This window comes from Mucilaginibacter agri (assembly GCF_009928685.1).
Taxonomy (GTDB): domain Bacteria; phylum Bacteroidota; class Bacteroidia; order Sphingobacteriales; family Sphingobacteriaceae; genus Mucilaginibacter; species Mucilaginibacter agri.
In genome coordinates this window covers 943,344-964,635 of record NZ_WWEO01000045.1, presented here as the reverse complement: position 1 = coordinate 964,635, position 21,292 = coordinate 943,344, and the positions used below count along the sequence as shown (strand labels likewise).

Below are 21,292 nucleotides of genomic sequence, written 5' to 3'. Positions count from 1 at the left end.
TTAGATAGATTTTCTTTTATGGATAACCTGACTTAGCCGCAAAGATACTGCGGCAAAAAAGCGTTCTCGATGTTATTATAACCTAACTTACTGGAGTTGAGTAAATGAACAATGTACACGGATTTAAACTAATGTATTTTGTTAAAAGGCTTTTCATAATCTGCTTCTGCCTTGTTTGGTGTGAGGTGGTGTATGCACAATCCTATCGGCAAACACAGGCTGACCATATGGAACCAGCCAGTCTCGCTGTTAATAAATACACAATTTCTAATGGGCTCCCCTCAAGAAACGCAACGGCTGTTATCAAAGGCAGCAACGGGTTTATATGGGTTGGGACAGAAAATGGCCTTTGCAAATTCGATGGCTACAAGTTCACTGTATTTGCCAACAAAAAAGGTGATAGTACCAGTATTTCCAACAACTTTATCAACGCTTTAACAGAAGACCATTTGGGTAGAATTTGGGTTGGAACGATGGATGGCTTAAACCTTTTTGATCCGGTTACGGAAAGGTTTACCCGGTTTTATCATCATGATAATCAGCTCGGATCTGTAAGCAATAACAAAATATGGAGTTTGTTTACCGATAATCGGGGGCAGATTTGGGTTGGTACGGACAACGGTTTTAATCAATACCTGGAAAAAAGCAAATCCTTCAAAAACTATCTACCTAGCCTGTCAAACCCTTTTGCAATGAAAGGAAAGTCCGTAAATGCGATTATCCAGCATGGCAGCGATTTATGGTTAGGTAACTGGGGCGAGGGTCTTAACAGATTCGACCTCAACAGCGAACGTTTTTTCAACTATAAACAACCTTTTGCGCCAACCGAAAAAAATCCTAATGATCTATGGGCACTTTGTATGGATGAAAGTGGCAAAATCTGGGTTGGGACCTATTGGAATGGCCTATATCGTTTTGATCCTGTAACACAACAGTTCAAGCATTTCGAAAACAAGCAAACCCAAAATAAACAGGTTTTCACTTTACTTAACCGCAATCCTAACACTATTTTGGTAGGAGAAGAGGAAAACTTTTGGTGGTTAAATACGCAAACGCTGGTATGGACGAAGCTAGACAATATAGAGAACACTCCACATGGTCGGGCTTATCAGGACAAAGACGGCTTAATTTGGATTGGTGCGAAGAACGGGCTAAATAAAATTGATTATCAGCAAAATAAATTTAGTTTTTATGCATTTGCGGACAAGCGGCTGGATGTAGCAACCCTTTTAGTCAGAGATTCTGCTATGTGGTTAGGAACAAACAAAGGGTTGCTGATGTATGATTTAAAAAAAGGAAATACCAGAATATTTAAACATTCCACTGATCCGAACAGCTTAGGAAGCGATCAGATCCATAAAGTTTATGCTGATCAAGCCGGAAAATTATGGGTATTAACAGAGTTTGGATTTGATGAATTTAATCCTAAGTCTGGCTTATTTAAACACCATTATCACCATTCTCAACTGGGGAGGTTGTTTAACGAGGATGTTTTTAGAGATATTGTTGAAATGCGCCCTGGTGTTTATGGGCTGGCAACGGATGCTGGTTTCAAGATCTTCGATAGTAATAGCGGAAAGTTTATACACTACTTTGATCAAGGTAAGGATGCTTCTGGTTTAAGTAACAATCACCTCAGCTGCCTGCTTCAAGACCGAAATCATCAAGTTTGGATTGGCACCACGGGAGGGGGGCTCAATCGTTTCGATCCAGCTACGGGAAAATTTAAAGTTTATCTGAGCGATAACAAATCAAAGAGTGGGTTGAGTGATAATACCATCCAGTCTATGTATTTAGATAACGAAGGTAATGTTTGGATTTGCACCCCGGATGGGTTGAATAAATACATTAAAAAAACAGATTCGTTTATCACGTATTCGAAAAGCGACGGATTTGCCAGCAATGTATTTAACAACATGATAGCCGATAAACTGGGGGCTTTATGGGTTACCACCGAAAGTGGCGTCTCTCGTTTTTATCCGCAGACAGCAAAAATTGACAACTTTGATGAAGCCGATGGCGTGTTTGGCAACAACGTTATTGAAAAAGACGAACACGGCAACATTTATTTAGCAGGCGACAAGGGTTTTGATTTTTTAGACCCTGCAAAGATGCGGCAAAATATTAAAGTGCCTCCGGTTTATATTTCTGATTTTCAAATATTTAATAAGTCAATTGAGCCCGATAAAGACGGGCCGCTCAAGGAGAATTTAAATTTCGCACATCAGATAACATTAAAGTACAGTCAAAGCGTCTTTTCTATAGGTTTCGTGGCGTTGAATTATACACATCCAGAGAAAAACCAATATGCCTACATGTTGGAAGGGTTCGACAAAAAATGGAATTACGTAGGAGGGCAACAAAAAGCAACCTACACCAATCTCGACCCCGGCACCTACACATTCCGAATAAAGGCGGCAAATAACGACGGAGTATGGAACACTACCGGCAAATCGATCAAAATAGTAATTACACCGCCATGGTATCGCAGCTGGTTTGCGTATTGCTGTTACTTGGGTTTAGTTTGCTTGTTACTATACCTTTATGTCAAATATCGGGAGCATCAGGCCAGCCTGAAATATGAGATCAAACTGGCACATTTGAAAAGCGAGCAGGAAACAGAATTGAACGAGAAAAAGCTATCGTTCTTTACTAATGTATCGCACGAGTTTAGAACGCCTCTTACTTTGATTATCAATCCTTTAAAGGAACTACTTTATAAAGAAAATGAAGTCGATATGTCTGCAATCGGTGTTGTATACCGAAACGCCCGACGTTTGCTTGGTTTGGTTGATCAATTACTTTTGTTTAGGAAGGCCGAAGCCGGTTCTGAGAAATTGAAAGCAAGCCGACTTAATATTTCGGAGTTATGCAAAGAGGTGTTTTTATGTTTTTCCTACCAGGCTAAAAGCAAGGCAATCACATTTGATTTCGAAGCCCAGACAGAATCTATTGTGTTATATGGAGACAGAGAGAAAATCGAAATTGTGTTGTTCAATTTAATTGGTAATGCACTGAAGTTTACACCAGAAGGCGGCCGGGTATCAGTTTCTATTACCGACTGGGAAGACACCGTGCGCATAGAGGTGAAGGATACAGGTTGTGGAATTCCGGATGGATTGGACGATAAATTATACAATCGTTTTTATCAGGATAACCACAAGGGTGGGCAATCCAAAGGTGGTTTTGGAATCGGATTATTTCTTGCAAAAACATTCGTTGAATACCATAAAGGCGAAATCAATTATCAGAGCTCTGTCGACGACGGAACAATATTTACGGTAAAGCTACTGAAAGGTAAAGGTCATTTAGCGGCGGATCAGATTCAGGAAGAAGATGGATGTAGCTCACTGATTCTAAAAGAATTAATAGAGGACGAAATTTCGGCAAATTCATTGGTAGAAGAAACAGATGAGATGATCATGGAACCTGATGCCGACTTTGATTTGAAATCCATTTTAATAATAGACGACAATAAGGACTTTCGGGAATATCTGAAGCAAATATTCAGGATCGATTATCGTGTATTTGAAGCTGCTGATGGTTTAAGCGGCCTCGAAATGATTAGGGACGTGTTGCCGGATATTGTTATTAGCGACGTGATGATGGATAGCATGACAGGAATAGAATTGTGTGCTACCGTAAAAGACGATATTGCTATAAGCCACATTCCATTTATTTTATTGACATCCAGTTCATCGGCCGAGATTAAACTGAAAGGATTGGAAGGCGGGGCCGACGATTATATCAGTAAACCATTTGACAAAGATATTTTAAAGGCGCGCGTTGCGGGTATTTTGAAAAGCAAAAACAATCTGCAAAAGTATTTTTATAATGAGATTACGCTCAATAAAAACCCGCATAAGATATCCATTGAGTATAAGCAGTTTTTGGACAATTGTATAGCCGTAGTAGAGAAACATATGAAGGATCCCAACTTCAACACACAGGTGTTGGCGGCCGAACTTGGTATCTCGCGCTCTAGCCTTTATAAGAAAATCAAGTTTATTTCGGGGCAATCGGCAACAAATTTTATCCGGTTTATTCGGTTAAGAAAAGCTGCTCATCTTTTTATCACCACCGATTACAATATTCTGGAAACATCCTACCAAATTGGTATCAATGATATCAAATATTTTAGGGAGCAGTTCAAAAAGCTTTTTGAGATGAACCCTTCGCAGTATAAAAAGAAATACAGAAAGGTATTTGCCAGTGAGTTGGTGAACCACGAAGTTTAAGTAATCATAAAATGAAAATAACTCATATCACCCTTCAATTGTATGATTTTGCCCCTTTTTCGTCTTGATATAATATAGCTCTTTTATACAACTGTTCACCCAACGCTCATCAGCTAGTCATGTTATTTATTTCCCCTAAATCTGCTACATATCTGCTAAAGGCAGCGACGTTTAGCTTTCTGTTATTTATAACGGCCTGCCGACAGAAAGCAGATCAGGCGCAGCCAACGGAAGGGTTGTTTAGGTTATTGCCTGCAGAATCTACCCATATAGATTTTGAAAATACATTAACAGAGGGTTTGAACACTAATGTGCTGCTTTACGAATATTTCTACAATGGGGGAGGCGTAGCTACCGCCGATCTTAATGGAGACGGGCTTCAGGATGTATATTTTACGGGCAACATGGTTGATAATAAGCTCTATCTAAATGATGGGCATCTTAAATTTCACGACGTTACCGCTATCAGCGGAGTTGCCGGCAGATCCGGCCCCTGGAAAACGAGCGCAACTTTTGCCGATGTGAACGGAGATGGAAAAATGGATATCTATCTGTGTTATTCCGGAAAGGTCAGATCCGAAAAGCGGGTTAATCAACTTTTCATTAACACCGGCAATGATCGAAACAATGTTCCCATTTTTAAGGAAATGACGAAAGAATACGGGCTCGATTTTCCGTCTTTCTCTACCCAGGGCTATTTTTTTGATTATGACAAAGACGCCGATTTGGACCTATTACTAGTGAACCACAGTCCGGAGCGGCTCAATAATATCAACATCGATGAGGTTGCGCGTCTAACAAAAAAAGAAGACCCCGAACGAGGAGTGAGATTATTGGAAAACAGAGATGGACACTTCATTGATCGTACTAAGCCAAGCGGCATCGAAAATGGGGCGATTTCCTACGGTCTGTCTGCAGGTATTGCGGATATCAACGAAGATGGATGGCCAGATATTTATCTCAATAATGATTACAACCTGCCAGATAAATTATATATCAATAACGGGCACGGCTCATTTACCGATCAGCTATCGAGATTTATCGGACATACCTCTTTTTATTCGATGGGGAATGATATCGCCGATATTAATAATGATCAGAAACCTGACATTATTACTCTAGATATGTTGCCCGAGGATAATCGGCGACAAAAATTGCTGGCAGGCACAGATAATTACGAACTTTTCGACCTTAACCTAAAACACGGATTTTATTATCAGTACATGCGTAACATGGTTCAATTGAATAACGGAAACGGAACCTTTAGCGAAGTAGGACAATTTGCAGGAATTTCGAACACGGATTGGAGCTGGGCCCCGTTGATTGCTGATTATGATAACGACGGGTGGAAAGATGTATTTATTACCAATGGGTTTTTGAGGGACTATACTAATATGGATTTCCTGAAGTACATGGGAGATCAGTTACAGGATAGAAGGTTTACCAGGCAGGATTTACTTTCATTAATCGAAAAAATCCCGTCTTCAAAGGTTAGTAGCTATCTGTTTAAAAACAAAGGAGACTTAACTTTTAATAACGTCTCTTATGACTGGGGCATCAGGCAGCCCTCTAACAGTAACGGTGCGGCGTATGTAGATCTGGATAACGATGGCGATCTTGATCTAGTCATAAATAATGTGAACCAGCCAGCCTTTGTTTATGAAAACCTTTCTCGTCAGCGCAACCACAATCATTTTATCGACATTGATTTGCTCGGTGCAAAAGGTATAACAAGTGGTCTTGGAACTGTTGCGACTCTGTACGCAGGTAAACAAGTTCAACGCGTGGAGCAGCTGCCTTCACGAGGATATCAATCTTGCGTGTCGCCTATTTTGCATTTTGGATTGGGAAAGACTGACAAAATTGACTCAATAAAGATAACCTGGGCCTCCGGAAAATCACAAACTATTCAGCACCCCGCAGCAGATCAAAAATTGAAGGTTAAGGAGGCCGATGCTTTACACCTACCGAGAAAGCTAGTGGAGCAGCCGAATATATTCCTTTCAGTCTCAAGTCCTGTGAATTATACAGACGTAACAATGGAAACTAATGATTTTAAGAGGCAGCCCTTAATGGTTAATCCAATGTCGTTTTCAGGTCCAGCTATGGTTAAAGCGGATGTAAATCGGGATGGTCTGGAAGACATCTTCATCGGAGGTCAAAACGGAAAGTCCTCTACGCTATATCTACAACAAAAATCGGGCGCCTTTACCAAGAAAACTACTGCGGTTTTTGATTTATTAGCCAAACGAAATATTACAAGCGCACTTTTTTTTGACGCAAACCACGACGGCCTACCGGATTTATATCTGGCTTGCGGCGGCTATGGTGATCTTACTCCGGATGACCCGCAATTACAGGATGAACTGCTTATTAATAAAGGGAACGGAAATTTTGAACGTTTGAATGGGGCGTTACCAAAGATGCTAGCAAGTAAAAGTTGCGTACGCGCTGCCGACATTAATGGCGACGGCTTTGATGACCTGTTTGTAGGGGGGCGCGTGGTGCCCGGAAGTTATCCCGTTGCACCTGATAGTTATATTCTTATCAATGATGGCAAGGGGCATTTTACTGATAAAACAATGTCAAATTATCCATTTATCAGAAAAATTGGGATGGTAACTGATGCGGCTTGGGTTGATATTAACAACGATAAGCAACCTGATTTGGTAGTGGTAGGCGAATGGATGCCCGTTAAAATTTTTATTAATGACAAGGGCAAACTCATGGATCGATCAACAGATTATCTCGGCGCACAGAAGAGGGGATGGTGGAATTGCATCAAAGTAGCGGATTTCAATGCTGACGGCCGTCCTGATTTTATAGTGGGTAATGAAGGCCTGAATACACAATGCAAGGCGTCGGATAAGGAGCCTGCCGAATTATATTTCAAGGATTTTGACGACAACGGTACTGTAGACCCTATTTTCTGTTTCTATATACAACACAAAAGCTATCCATATATCACACGAGACGAATTATTGGAACAAATGAGTATGATGCGGACACGTTTCCCGGATTATAATAGCTACGCCGATGCCACCATCAAAGAAATATTTCAGGGTGATGAGATGGCTGGAGCCGGGCATTTACAAGCAAATACACTTTCCACAACCTGTTTTATTAGCACCAGGCAAAATAAATATAAAATATTACCACTGCCGCCACAGGTGCAGTTCTCGCCAATTTTTACGATTAATCAATTGGATTATAATAAGGATGGTAAACCCGACTTGCTACTTTGCGGCAACGTTGGCAATGCAAGGCTTCGCTTAGGTAAATCGGATGCAAACTTTGGTGTGCTACTTAAAGGGAACGGCGATGGCAGCTTTTCTTATATTCCGCAGTCAATTTCCGGCTTAAAGTTAACTGGTGATGTACGGAGCGTAATTGATGTAAATAGTACCTGGATATTTGGAATTAATCAACAATCTCTAAAAGCTTACCATTTGAATTAATAATGAAAAGAAGTTTCTATTTCGCAATTTTGTTAGCCCTGGCAACTTACTTCGCTAGTTGTAAACGTCAAGATCCCACCATGACGCCGCTAGAAATCAATCGGGTAATAGCCAAGATGACCGGCATTATGATTCATGATGTAACTAATCCACCATTGGCTGCGAGATTCTATTCTTACGTTTGCCTTGCCGGCTATCAGGTTGTCACAGACAATGACGCGCGGCAAAAGAAGTTTCAAACCAATTTCAATGGCTATCCTCATTTTAAACATACAACCGTTACAGGTTATGATTATAGATTAAGCGCCCTTTTGGCGATGATAGAAACGGCCGCCAAACTACAGCCTTCTGGCGCACTAATGGCCGCCTACGAACAGAAGTTTCTGGATTCGTGTAGCCAAATAGGCTATAGCCAGAAAATGATCGACAGTTCCAGAAAATACGCATTGGAGGTTAGTAAGCAAATCCTGAAATATGCCCGTGATGACGGCTACCGGAAAATCAGTGCTTACAAGCGTTATATTCCCTTAAAGCAACCGGGGAGTTGGTATCCAACTCCGCCGGCTTACATGCCGCCGGTGGAGCCGTACTTTTATACCGTTCGTTCGTTTACGTTAGATTCTAATTCCCAGTTTAAGGCAGTTGAGCCAATCCCTTTTTCGCGTTTGCCTGAATCAGCCTTTTACAAGTTGATGCTTATTAATTATAAGCTCTCTGCTTCAAAATTATCACCTCAACAGCGGGAAATTGCGGGCTTTTGGGATTGCAACCCTTTTGCTGTGCAAGATAATGGCCACATGTTAATTGGCTTGAAGAAAATTTCCCCAGGCGCTCATTGGATGGGAATTACCGCAAACGCCTGCCAGCAGGCGCATACAGATTTTTCTAGAACAATGGCCATCCACACAGCTGTAGCCGTTGGGTTGATGGATAGTTTTATTGGTTGTTGGGGAGAAAAGTATAGGACCAATCGCATTCGCCCGGAGACCGCGATTCGCGAGCTGATTGATCCCGAATGGATGCCATTATTACAGACGCCTCCTTTCCCGGAATACCTAAGCGGGCACTCATGTATTTCTGCTACCTCGGCAGTTATTTTAACTCATTACTTCGGCAACCATTTTAGTTATACCGACTCTGTAGAAAACAAATACGGCCTTAAGCCACGACACTTCGAATCTTTTCAACAAGCAGCCGACGAAGCGGCAATTTCTCGTTTATACGGCGGCATCCATTTTAGTGATGCAATTACCACCGGTGTAAAACAAGGACGTGATATTGGTAACTGGGTAGTTGGCAAAATTAAGGCAGCTCATTAAGTCGCGAGGTGGTGCGTGGTGCAATGTTCCACACGCACCACTGTGTTCCTACTTAAAAGTCATTTTTGTTTTGACGGTTTGTTTAGTTGATTGATAAGTAAATAGTTATGGATTAATTGAGTTCTTCAATAAATTGGTTTTGCTCCACTTTTAACTACTTATAAGTCTTTTTAATAGCGAAACACTTTCAGTGCATATTTGGGGAAACTTCTTCCATCGCTAATACCGTACTGTAATGCTGCAGTTTTGTTCCAATTATTAATTAGAACATCGGAACTTTTCGTTCTCTTTTATTATTGAATGTGCAAACCGTTTAGACGGTTAAGCATGGGTCTATTCTGGGTATTTCTTATCGATCTTGCTTACGCTCCAACCAAAAACAATGCTCTTGAAATGGTTGGCCAAACTTGGGTGTTAAAAATCGTAATTATCGGCCTCATTTGCGATTTTGAGCTCCAAAATACCCATTTACCCCTCTAAATTTGCGGGATTTTCCCTCTTTTAATTCCAGATTTTCGTTGAGATTAGCTTTAAGAAACACTATCAAACCACCCCTCCGTTTGCGATTGATAGCATAAACCAATTATTAAACAAAAAATTAAACATGAGAAAAATTTTACTTGGCGAGAGTTCTCCGCCGGGAGAAAAACGAAGATTGTATGGCTTGCTATTAGTAAGCGCACTTATGTTAGGTGGCGTATCGGTACAGGCCGCCTCGCTGAAGGCGGCGCCCCCAAAAGCCAACCTTCAACAGGACATGACTGTTACAGGCGTTGTTACCGACGAGCAAGGGGCACCTCTGCCGGGTGTGACTGTTACCGTTAAAGGTGTAAGCAAAGGTACAACCACGGATGCCAAAGGGCACTATTCGATTCACTTGGCTACAGGCGAAAAGACGCTTGTGTTCAACATGGTTGGATACACCATCAGGGAAATGGAAGTTCCTGCAAATGGGATTTTAAATGTCCAGATCGCCGCTGAAACCAAATCCCTCAACGAAGTAGTAGTTGTAGGTTACGGCACCCAAAAGAAAGCAACATTAACCGGTTCTATTTCGCAGGTTAAAGGAGCAGAATTGGTTAAAAGCCCGCAACCCAATTTATCCAATGCATTGGCCGGCCGGATGTCGGGCGTTGTGGTTAATAACAGGAGTGGTGAGCCTGGTTACGACGGTTCGTCAATCACCGTGAGGGGGCTTGCAACAACTGGAAGTAACGATGTATTAGTTGTTGTTGATGGTATTCCTGGCCAAATTGGTGGTTTGGAAAGGTTGGACCCTAATGACATCGAAAGCCTTTCTGTGTTAAAGGATGCTTCGGCGGCTATTTATGGTAACCGGGCAGCAAACGGTGTAATTTTGGTTACTACTAAAAGAGGCAAAACCGGAAAGCCGACTATCAATTACAGCTTTAATCAAGGTTTTAACTCGCCAACCAGGTTGCCTAAAATGGCAGATGCGCCGACATACGCGCAAATCATGAACGAAATAGATTACGATTCCAATCCAAATGGTGGCTTAAATCAGGCTTATACCGCGGCTCAGATTCAGAAGTTCGGCGATGGATCTGATCCTTTGAACTATCCGAATACCGATTGGGAGAAAACGGTTTTGAAAGGGCATAGTGTGCAGAACCAGCAAAACTTATCAATTACCGGTGGTTCGGACGACGTTAAATATTACGTTTCGTTAGGTACTCTGTATCAGGATGGTCTTTACAAAGATGGCGCGACTAAATATCATCAATATAATTTCCGGTCGAACATTGATGCGAATGTAACCAAACGTTTAAAAGTAGGCTTGTCGTTATCAGGCAGGCAAGAAGATCGTGTATATCCGGAGATTGGTGCCGGCGATATCTTCAGATCAATTTACCGTGCCAAACCTACGGTAAATGCCTTTTATCCTAACGGTTTGCCTACCACCGGTATCGAGAATAATAACCCGGCGTTACAGGTAACCGACATAGGTGGAACTAACAATAATCCGAAAAGTGTTTTTAATGGGATTTTAAAAGCCAGCTACGCTATTCCCGGTGTTGATGGATTGTCTCTGGATGGATTCTTCTCTGTCGACAAATCATTCCTATTCGATAAGAATTTCAGCAAACCCTACACCGAGTATAACTATGATCCAACATCACAGGTATACAACCCGGTAACCGTAGGCGGGAATAATAATAACCCTTTCTTGTTTGAAGGCCAGGATAATCAATCCCTCATTACCTCAAATATCAAACTAAATTACGATCATAAGTTTGGCGCCCATAGCATTGCCGCTTTTGTAGGTTATGAGCAAAGTCAAAATCACTTAGAGCACTTTGACGCAACCCGCTACAATTTCCTCTCTTCACAACTGCCCGAACTTTCGCAGGGTGGTACGGCTGCAACAGATTATCTGAACTCGGGTTATAGCAGCAATTATAACAGACGGAGCGTTATCAGCCGTTTAGCATATAACTATAACGAGAAATACTTATTTGAAGGTCAGTTACGTGCAGATGGTAGTTCTATTTTCCCTCCGGGTAAACAATGGGGTTATTTCCCATCGGCATCTGTGGGTTGGGTAGTGTCTAAAGAGAATTGGTTTGCAAATACCGTTAAATTTATTGACAACTTAAAGCTGAGAGCTTCTTATGGCTCGTTGGGTAATGATAACGTAAATGGTTTCCAATACTTTGATAATTACGTTTTAGTGAGCGGTGGTTTTGTATCCAGCGTTCCGGGTAGCGGCAGCAATGTTATTCAGCCCAACGTAAACCTGGTTAAATTGGCCAACCCCGACATCACCTGGGAGGTTGCCAAAAAACTGGATATCGGCATCAATATGAATTTCTTAAAGAACTTCAATTTAGAGGCCATCTACTTTCAACAAAAACGTTCTGATATTCTGGCAGCACGAAATGCTTCTATCCCGGGTACTTCGGGTATAGTAAATCCATACGGTTCTGACCCGCTTGTGCCGTCAGAGAATATCGGAAAAGTAAATAGCAACGGTTTTGAGGCAACTTTAGGTTATAGTCATTCGGGCTCTGAATTTTTTTGGGGTGTTTCTGGTAACATCACCTACGCCAAAAGCAAAATAATCTTCATTGATGAAGCTGCCGGCGCTTTACCATACCAAAGCCAAACCGGGCATCCGCTCAATACCTATTTGCTTTATAATTCTATCGGTATTTTCCGTACCCAGGCAGATCTCGATAAATATCCGCACGTAACAGGAGCAAAATTGGGCGACGTTATTTTTGAAGATTATAACGGCGACGGCAAAATTACTGCAGATGACCAAACCCGCACTAAATATGGCAACATTCCGGAAATTACTTATGGTTTGAATATGAACGCAGGTTATAAGAACTTCGATTTATCGGTTCTATTTGCCGGGCAAACTGATGTGAGCCAGTATGTATTACCAGAATCTGGCAGTATTGGCAACTTTTACAGCAGTTGGGCCGATAACCGTTATAGCCCTACTAATCCAAACGGAAGCTACCCAAGGGTAACAGACCGAGCATCAAGCGCTATAAGTGGAGGTTTATATCCGAACACTTTTTGGTTAAATAACGCCTCTTTCCTGCGTTTGAAAAACGTACAATTAGGCTATAACTTTAAAGGAAGCTTTTTGTCGAAAATCAAAATATCGGGCTTGAGATTGTACGCGAGTGCATTTAACCTTTTCACTATTACCAAGGTTAAAGACTACGATCCCGAAGGAACAAACGGAAGCGGTCAATCTTATCCGAACGGACAAAATGGAAGCGGCCAATTTTATCCGCAACAGCGAATTATCAGTATTGGCGCAAACGTGAAATTTTAAACCAGAAGGAAGATGAAAATGAAATACAATAAATCATCATACGTAAAATATTTACTGATCATGATCTCCGGAATGTCCGCTTTATCGGCGTGCAAGAAGGACTTGTTAAATGTTACCCCCACAGACCGCATATCGACAGCAGCTATAGAATCCGACACTACAATTTTTGAAGCTTATGTTACCAATAGGTATATCGGCGCCAAATTGCAGGATAAAGAAGGGGATGGCTCTAACCCTGGTTTTGGCCGTGGCTTTGAATACAGCATGTGGAGTTCGGTAACAGACGAATCAATTTATAATAACGACGACAATACTTGGCTAATGCAGCGTGGCCAGTTGGCTCCCGAAAATCTGGGTATAGCAGGGGTACTTTGGGGCCGAAGCTACCGCAGTATCAGGGAATGTAACTATGCCCTCAGCGTATTACCTAAATTGAGTATGAGTGCGGGCCATAAAACTCATCTGGAAGGTGAGCTTAAATTTATACGCGCTTTTCGCTACCAGGATTTAATCAGGAATTATGGAGGTGTGGTTTTGATGGGCGACCAAGTGGTAGATCTTACAGACAATCTTCAAGATCCTGCTCTTTACAAACGAGCTAGTTTATCTGATTGTATGAAGTATGTTTACGCGCAATTAGATGATGCCGCTTCAAAACTGCCAGTGGATAATAGTGGAACCTGGCAATTAGGTAGGGCAACTAAAGGTGCGGCGCTGGCATTAAAGTCGCGTTTAACTTTATATGCAGCAAGCCCTTTATACAATGTTGGCACTTGGCAAGATGCAGTTACAGCCGCTCAGGCAGTAATAAGCCTGAATAAATATGGTATCTATCAGGGTGGATATGGCAATCTATTTTTGACCAATGAGACTAACGAAGCTATTTTCGAACGTCTTTACACCAAAAATGCGCCACACACGGCACTCGAAATTGCCAACGGACCAAATGGTTATGGCGGTTGGGCCGGAAATTCACCACTTCAAAATCTTGTTGATGATTATGAAATGGATAACGGGAAACCAATTACCGACCCTACATCTGGCTATAATGCAAGCACACCTTACGTACACCGGGATCCCCGCTTCTCTATGACTGTGTTATACAATGGTTCATCTTACCGTGGCTCAACTGTAGATTCGTATCTGCCTGGTGGCAAAGACAGTAACGATGGCCCGAGCAATTGGAACACCACCAAAACAGGCTATTATCTGAGGAAATTTGAGAACGATGCTTATCCACTCGAAAACCCTTGGGGTAACTCAGGATTCCAGCCCTGGATTTATTTCAGGTATGCAGAAATCCTGCTCAATTTTGCCGAAGCTGCAAATGAGGCTTACGGACCAGATGCGATACCTGCCGGATCTTCTTTTTCGGCAGCACAGGCCGTCAACATGATCAGGTCTCGTACGGGCGTAAATATGCCGGCGCTTCCGGCAGGCTTATCGCAAAGTCAAATGAGGGACGCGGTACGCTATGAACGGCGCGTTGAGCTTGCCTTTGAAGAGCATCGCTACTACGATGTACGCCGTTGGAAGATTGCCGATGTTACAGAGAACAAACCTGCAGCAGGTGTAATCATCACCAAGAAAAGCGATGGTACCTTTACTTACACACCTAAGGTTGCTTTAGATGGCAGGTTATTTTTGCAACAGCATTACTGGTTGCCAATTCCAAGAACGGAGATACAGGCATCAAATAATCAACTGCAACAAAACCCTGGTTATTAATAGAATGCAATATCACGCCGGTTGAGGCCGGCGTGATATTTTACAAAACCGTCTGCATGTTGGCAGATAGTCACTTTTATCTGACGGAACTCGTGAGCTGGAAGAATTGCACCCAAACCTGGAAGGGATTCACATCCTTTTATAAATCCAACAAGCTGGCTTGCTTTACTAAATTATTTACCGGTCTTTATGCGATTAAATATAAAAATATTGTTGCCGCTACTGTGTGTGGCCAACTGGGTTTATGGCCAGTCTGAAAATGTCAGGCTGATTATAAACACCGATAAATCCTTTCAAACTATTGAGCATTTTGGAGCTTCAGATGCCTGGGCTTGTCAGTTTGTTGGTAATTGGCCCGACGCTAAAAAGAATGCCATTGCAGATTTGCTTTTTAGCCTGGATACGGCCCGCAACGGAGCGCCCAAAGGCATCGGACTATCGCTTTGGCGGTTTAACGCCGGCGCGGGGAGTACACAACAAGCGGAAGCAAGCGGCATCAAAGATGAATGGAGACGTGCGGAGTCTTTTTTAGATAATAACGGGCATTATGATTGGAGCCGTCAGGCCGGCCAGGTATGGTTTCTAAAAGCTGCAAGGGCAAGGCGGGTACCACATTTTCTCTGTTTTAGTAATAGTGCGCCAGTTAATTTTACCAATAACGGTAAGGCATTTACCATCGGTGGTAAGACTAATTTATCCGCGGATGGCAATCAGCGTTTTGCCGACTACCTAACCGAGCTTGTTTCAACATTTGATAAAAAGCTGAAAATTCATTTTGATTACGTAAGCCCGGTTAACGAACCACAATGGGATTGGAGCGATGGTGGTCAGGAAGGAAGCCCTTTCAAGAATTCTGAAATAGCAGCCTTGGTTAAAGAAATTAACGCACGGTTTGAAAAGGGGAATGTTACTGCTAAAATTCTTGTTCCGGAGGCCGGGAGCATAGAATATTTATATAAAACAGGAGATAAGCCAGGCAAGGGCAATGAGATAAGTGACTTCTTCAAGCCGGGTTCTGCCGCTTATATCGGGAATCTACGAAATGTAGCGCCAGCGATTGCGGCGCATAGCTATTTCACAACCTCACCCTTTACTAAGGGCGAGGCTATGAGGAACGAACTTGCAGACAGCGTATCCAAAATACCTGGTTTAAAATTTTGGCAATCGGAATATTGTATCCTCGGAGACAATGCTGGTGAAATAAACGGAAGTAAACGAGACTTAGGGATAGTGCCAGCGCTTTACCTGGCACGCGTTGTCCAGATGGACTTAACCAAATCTAACGCTACCTCATGGCAGTGGTGGACAGCGATTTCTCCTTACGATTATAAGGATGGACTGATCTACGTAGACAAACAGAAAACCGATGGCAATTTTTACACTAGCAAAATGCTGTGGGCTTTTGGAAACTACGCAAGGTTCATTCGCCCGGGAGCTGTCAGAATTGATGCATCCATTAATTCGGCTACGGCGAAGGATAACAAACTCCTGGTATCTGCTTTCAGAAACGGTAAAGATTTTACGGCTGTAATCGTCAATTCGGGTCAAAACAGTATTTCATTAAAGCTAGATTCTGAAGGGAAACAGATCCATTTGCTACGCAGCTATATAACCACTGATAACAAAGAACTTGAACCGAAAATATTAAGGGATAAACAGACCCTAACAATCGACCCGCAATCTATCACAACAATAACGGGCTATATTAATTAACCACCTATGAAAAATATTACCTATTCGGCCTTTCTAATGTTCCTGTGTTTTTGTCTGCCGGCAAAACTTCGGGCTCAGAAAATAGATGACGCCGAGCTATTTAACTCTAACTGGAAATTTCATTTGGGCGATACCACGGTAAATGCCGGTTGGAGAACCCTTGATTTGCCGCACGATTGGAGCATTGAAGGCCCTTTTAGCGAAGATTGGGCAAGTGCTACCGGGTATTTACCTGGTGGCATAGGATGGTATCAAAAAACCTTTACCGCAAATCCAAAATGGAAATCAAAAAGGATCAGCATTTATTTTGATGGAGTTTATAAAAACAGTGAAGTGTGGATCAATGGGCATTCTTTAGGTAAAAGGCCGAATGGCTTTATCCCATTTGAATATGATTTGACGCCGTTTCTAAATTACGCCGAAAAAAATATAATTAAGGTAAAAGTAGATCATTCAGAATTTGCAGACTCGAGATGGTACACTGGCAGTGGAATTTACAGGAACGTTTACTTAATTGTGAAGAATCCAGTGAATATCCATCCCTGGGATATTGCATTTGCTACGCCAGAGGTAACAAGTAATAAAGCCTTGGTTAAGATTAATGCCGACGTTACTAACACATTGAAGAATGCGGTGCCAGTTAGTGTAAGACTGAACCTGTTTAAGGAGGATGGTAGTGTGGCTGCAGCGAAAACAGTAAAGCTACTCTCTAAGCCGGGGAAAACCTCTGTAGAGCTTACGCAACAGGTTTTGTCGCCAAAATTGTGGAGCGTAGAACATCCACAATTATACCGTATGCAATTACAGGTTTTGCGCGATGGAGAGCCAATTAATGAAGTAAATCAAAGTGTTGGCATTAGAAGTATACGTTTCGATAAAAACGAAGGTTTTTTTCTGAACGGTGTTAATCTCAAATTAAAAGGTATATGCATTCACGATGATGCCGGTGCGCTCGGAGTAGCAGTTCCACGTGAGGTATGGGAGAGAAGGTTGACCATTTTAAAAGAGGGAGGTGTCAATTCGCTGCGTTTAAGCCATAATCCACACGCCGACTACCTATATGACCTATGCGATAAGATGGGTTTCCTGGTTATGGACGAAGCATTTGACGAATGGGAAATCGGCAAAAATAAATGGGTAAAGGGATGGAATGTTGGTACTCCGTCTAAAGATGGCTATCACGAATATTTTAAAGAGTGGGCACACCGCGACCTTGCCGATATGATTAAAAGGAGCCGGAATCATACGTCGATTATCTTATGGAGTATCGGTAATGAAATAGATTATCCAAATGATCCTTACACACATGAAATTTTAAATACGGGCAGAAACCCTCAGATTTATGGCAAAGGCTACCTTCCCGATCACCCGGCGGCAAGCGGCTTGACGAGTATTGCAACTGACTTGGTAAAGGTTGTTAAAGAGCAAGACCGAACAAGACCGGTTACGGCGGCACTGGCGGGTGTGGTTATGTCAAATGAAGTTGGCTTTCCCGAAGTGCTTGATGTTGTAGGATACAACTATCAGGAATATCGCTATCCTGATGATCATAAAAAATACCCGAACCGTATTATCTATGGTAGCGAGAATGGTATGGCACGACAAGCCTGGAACGCGGTGGATTCTAATAAATACATTTCTGCCCAATACCTATGGACAGGAATAGACTATTTAGGTGAAGCGGGAAAATGGCCGCAACGAAGCAATGGTGCTGGGTTGCTTGATTTGGCAGGCTTTAAAAAAACAGAATATTTTTATCGCCAGAGCCTCTGGGCCGAAAAACCAATGATCTACATCGCTGTGAGAGAACCAATTCAAAACCAGGATAGGGGCATTTGGAGCCATCGTGGTGTTCAGCCTCTGTGGAACTGGCCTACGGGACACAAATTACGGGTAGAATGCTTTACCAATTGTCCGGAAGCCGAACTGTTTTTGAATGGTAAATCATTAGGCAAGAAATTAAGGGATACTTCATCAGGCCAGATCCCTTCATGGAATGTGGAGTATCAGCCCGGCGAACTACTTGTAAAAGGCTATAAAGACGGTAAACAGGTATCAGATTTTGTACTCAAAACTGCCAGTAATGCGGCCGCCATTTCTGCATCTGCTGATCGTGTTAGTCTCCCCGGATTAAAGAAAGGTATCAGTCAAATCGAAGTACAGGTAACGGACCAGAATGGTGTTCCGGTCTACACTGCCGACAATGAAATAGAGGTAGAGATTTCGGGAAGCGCCAGATTACTAGGATTGGAGAGCGGAAGTTCGTCAAGTCACGAGAACTATCAGGGGCCTAAACGCAAAACGATACATGGAAAACTGCTCGCGTATATCGAAACCAGCGGCAAACCCGGTGATGTCGAAGTCCGGTTCTCTTCACCGGGACTTAGTACCGCTACGGTAAAGCTTAATGTAAAATAGAATTAATAATATCCTACTTATATACATGACAACGAATATCAAACGTGCACTGATCCTTTGGCTGCTTTTTGCAGTCTTCAACACCCAGGCTCAGGGAGTAAAGCATACATTCGCGTTGGCCGATTCCGTTTTTTTGCTCGACGGGAAGCCGTTTCAAATGATCAGCGGGGAGATGCATTATCCACGAATCCCGCGTGAAGCATGGCGGGCCCGAATGAAAATGGCAAAAGCGATGGGACTTAACACCATCGGTACCTATGTTTTCTGGAATTTACATGAACCTCAAAAAGGTAAATTTGATTTTGAAGGTAATAACGACATTGCTGAATTTGTAAAAATTGCGAAAGAGGAAGGATTGTGGGTGATTCTTCGGCCCAGCCCCTATGTGTGCGCCGAATGGGAGTTTGGTGGTTACCCTTACTGGCTTCAAAATGAAAAAGGACTGGAAGTGCGAAGTAAGGAAACACAATATTTGAAAGAGTATGAAGCCTATATAAGGGAAGTTGGAAAACGACTTGCACCACTTCAGGTTAATCATGGTGGAAATATTCTGATGGTGCAAATTGAAAATGAGTACGGGTCTTACGGCAGTGATAAAGAGTATCTCGCTGTTAACCAAAAGATGTTTAAGGAAGCCGGTTTCGACGGTTTGCTCTACACCTGCGATCCGGCGGATGCTATTGAAGCAGGCCATTTACCAGGATTATTAGCCGCAATTAATGGTGTTGATAATCCGGCTAAAATAAAAAAGCTTATTAACGATAATCACGGAGGGAGAGGGCCTTATTATATTGCAGAATGGTATCCCGCATGGTTTGACTGGTGGGGAACCAAACATCACACTGTACCTGCAGAACAATATGCAATTCATCTCGACTCTGTTTTGGCTGCTGGCATTTCTATCAATATGTACATGTTTCATGGCGGAACCACGCGCGGTTTTATGAACGGCGCAAACTTTAAGGATGGCACCCCCTTTGAACCCCAAGTGAGCAGTTATGACTATGACGCGCCGTTAGATGAGGCTGGAAATCCAACCCCTAAATTTATGGCCTTCCGGCAGGTTATTAAAAACCATCTGCCGCCAGGTACCGTATTGCCGGCAATACCGGCTGCTAAACCTGCTGTTGTCATCCCCGCAGTAAAATTAAACCAGTCGGTTTCCGTATTGGATTATTTGTCCTCCGACATTAGTAATTTAAAACCGATGACCTTTGAAGATTTGCATCAGGATTATGGATTCGTGCTTTATAGAACAAATATTCAGGGTGGCAGAGCAGGTAAACTTCATATAAACGGTCTCAAGGATTATGCGGTTGTGATGATTAACGGCCGCACTATTGGCACGCTTGACCGGCGGCTAAATCAGGATAGTATGAACCTAACACTACCCAAGGGGATGGTAACGCTTGATATTCTTGTTGAGAACCTGGGCCGGATTAATTTTGGTAAATATTTGCTGGAAAATAAAAAGGGTATCACCGAAGCTGTATCGTTCAATCAGCAAGAATTGAAGGGTTGGATGATGTATAAACTTCCTTTTGAGAGCCTGAGCCAACTGAAATTGGGGGAGCAGAATGACACTTTCAAAGCGCCAACAATACAAAAAGGTAATTTTACCCTCAACACACTGAGCGACACCTACCTTGATATGAGCGGATGGGGTAAAGGTGTTGTTTGGGTTAATGGACATAACCTAGGTCGTTATTGGAACATTGGTCCTCAGCAAACGCTCTATGTTCCGGCAGAGTGGTTAAAAATGGGGCACAATGAGATTGTGGTGTTCGATCTGTTAAAACCGCTTAAGACTTTAACTTTTGTTGCCAAACCTATTCTCGACGAAGTGAAATGAATAATAGGATTATAGCCAGGACTACCCAATAAAATGAGAATAAAATAAATCATCAACTTAAATAGTGTTAGCTGAGTAACGTTTTAGAGTGCGGATCGTAATGTTCTATAAAACAAAAATTTTGAACTTTTTTATCTCATCCACTTGATTTTCTCCAATTTTATCGAAAATGGGATTGGTTATCATGGATAAACTTAGAAAACACATAGAAGAAATAATTTCGCTAAGCGACGAGGAATTTGATCACATTAAAACGTTTTTCACGCTCAAGCGGGTAAGAAAACATCAGTTCTTAGTTCAGGAAGGGGATGTAGCCAACCACGAATATTTGATTCTGACGGGTGTATTCAGGATGTTTTACTTGGATAAGGAGGGGAAAGACCATATTATACAGTTTGCAGGAGAAAATTGGTGGATGGCCGATTATCAAGCCTATTTCAACCGATCAATAGCTACATTATATATTCTGTGCATGGAAGATGCTGAGGTGCTGTGTACCACTCTTGATGGACGGGAGAAATTGTCTGTCGATCTTCATAAAATGGAACATTTTTTTAGAGTAAAACTCACCAAGGGCTATGTTGCTTTGCAACAACGGATAATTTCACTTTTATCAGCCACGCCACAGGACCGTTATGAAGAGTTTGGCCGGCTTTACCCGCATTTGATGCAAAGAATCCCGAAAAAGTACATAGCCGAGTATCTGGGTGTTAGCAGAGAAACATTGAGCAGGCTATATTCAAGATAAACGA

Annotated in this window: 9 protein-coding genes; all 9 read left to right on the top strand. The window is 42.3% G+C overall.

Annotation, left to right across the window (positions count from 1 at the left end; translation table 11 throughout):
* Nucleotides 1–227: 227 nt before the first annotated feature.
* The 9 genes from GSY63_RS24040 (at nucleotide 228) to GSY63_RS24000 (ending at nucleotide 21,288) form a co-directional block, all read left to right on the top strand.
* Nucleotides 228–4,238: a hybrid sensor histidine kinase/response regulator transcription factor gene (locus tag GSY63_RS24040; RefSeq protein WP_166588389.1), complete on the top strand. Its 4,011-nt coding sequence runs from the start codon at nucleotides 228–230 to the stop codon at nucleotides 4,236–4,238.
* A 119-nt stretch (nucleotides 4,239–4,357) separates the two neighbouring features.
* Nucleotides 4,358–7,696 (top strand): VCBS repeat-containing protein, encoded by a 3,339-nt coding sequence (locus tag GSY63_RS24035; RefSeq protein WP_166588388.1) that lies wholly within the window; start codon nucleotides 4,358–4,360, stop codon nucleotides 7,694–7,696.
* An 80-nt stretch (nucleotides 7,697–7,776) separates the two neighbouring features.
* A complete protein-coding gene (locus GSY63_RS24030; protein ID WP_208094647.1) occupies nucleotides 7,777–9,015 on the top strand; it encodes a vanadium-dependent haloperoxidase in 1,239 nt (412 codons plus the stop codon).
* Between the two features lie 604 nt (nucleotides 9,016–9,619).
* Nucleotides 9,620–12,829 (top strand): SusC/RagA family TonB-linked outer membrane protein, encoded by a 3,210-nt coding sequence (locus GSY63_RS24025; RefSeq protein ID WP_166588386.1) that lies wholly within the window; start codon nucleotides 9,620–9,622, stop codon nucleotides 12,827–12,829.
* A gap of 18 nt (nucleotides 12,830–12,847) precedes the next feature.
* Entirely contained in the window at nucleotides 12,848–14,557 is a 1,710-nt protein-coding gene (locus tag GSY63_RS24020) for a RagB/SusD family nutrient uptake outer membrane protein (RefSeq protein WP_166588385.1), read from the top strand.
* A gap of 189 nt (nucleotides 14,558–14,746) precedes the next feature.
* Nucleotides 14,747–16,270 (top strand): glycoside hydrolase family 30 protein, encoded by a 1,524-nt coding sequence (locus GSY63_RS24015; protein WP_166588384.1) that lies wholly within the window; start codon nucleotides 14,747–14,749, stop codon nucleotides 16,268–16,270.
* Between the two features lie 6 nt (nucleotides 16,271–16,276).
* Complete coding sequence (locus GSY63_RS24010) at nucleotides 16,277–18,688, top strand: sugar-binding domain-containing protein (protein ID WP_208094646.1); 2,412 nt, start codon at nucleotides 16,277–16,279, stop codon at nucleotides 18,686–18,688.
* Between the two features lie 25 nt (nucleotides 18,689–18,713).
* Entirely contained in the window at nucleotides 18,714–20,540 is a 1,827-nt protein-coding gene (locus GSY63_RS24005; RefSeq protein ID WP_166588383.1) for a glycoside hydrolase family 35 protein, read from the top strand.
* A gap of 184 nt (nucleotides 20,541–20,724) precedes the next feature.
* The gene (locus GSY63_RS24000) at nucleotides 20,725–21,288 is read left to right on the top strand and encodes a Crp/Fnr family transcriptional regulator (protein ID WP_166588382.1); all 564 of its coding nucleotides are present in this window, start codon (nucleotides 20,725–20,727) and stop codon (nucleotides 21,286–21,288) included.
* Nucleotides 21,289–21,292 lie beyond the last annotated feature (4 nt).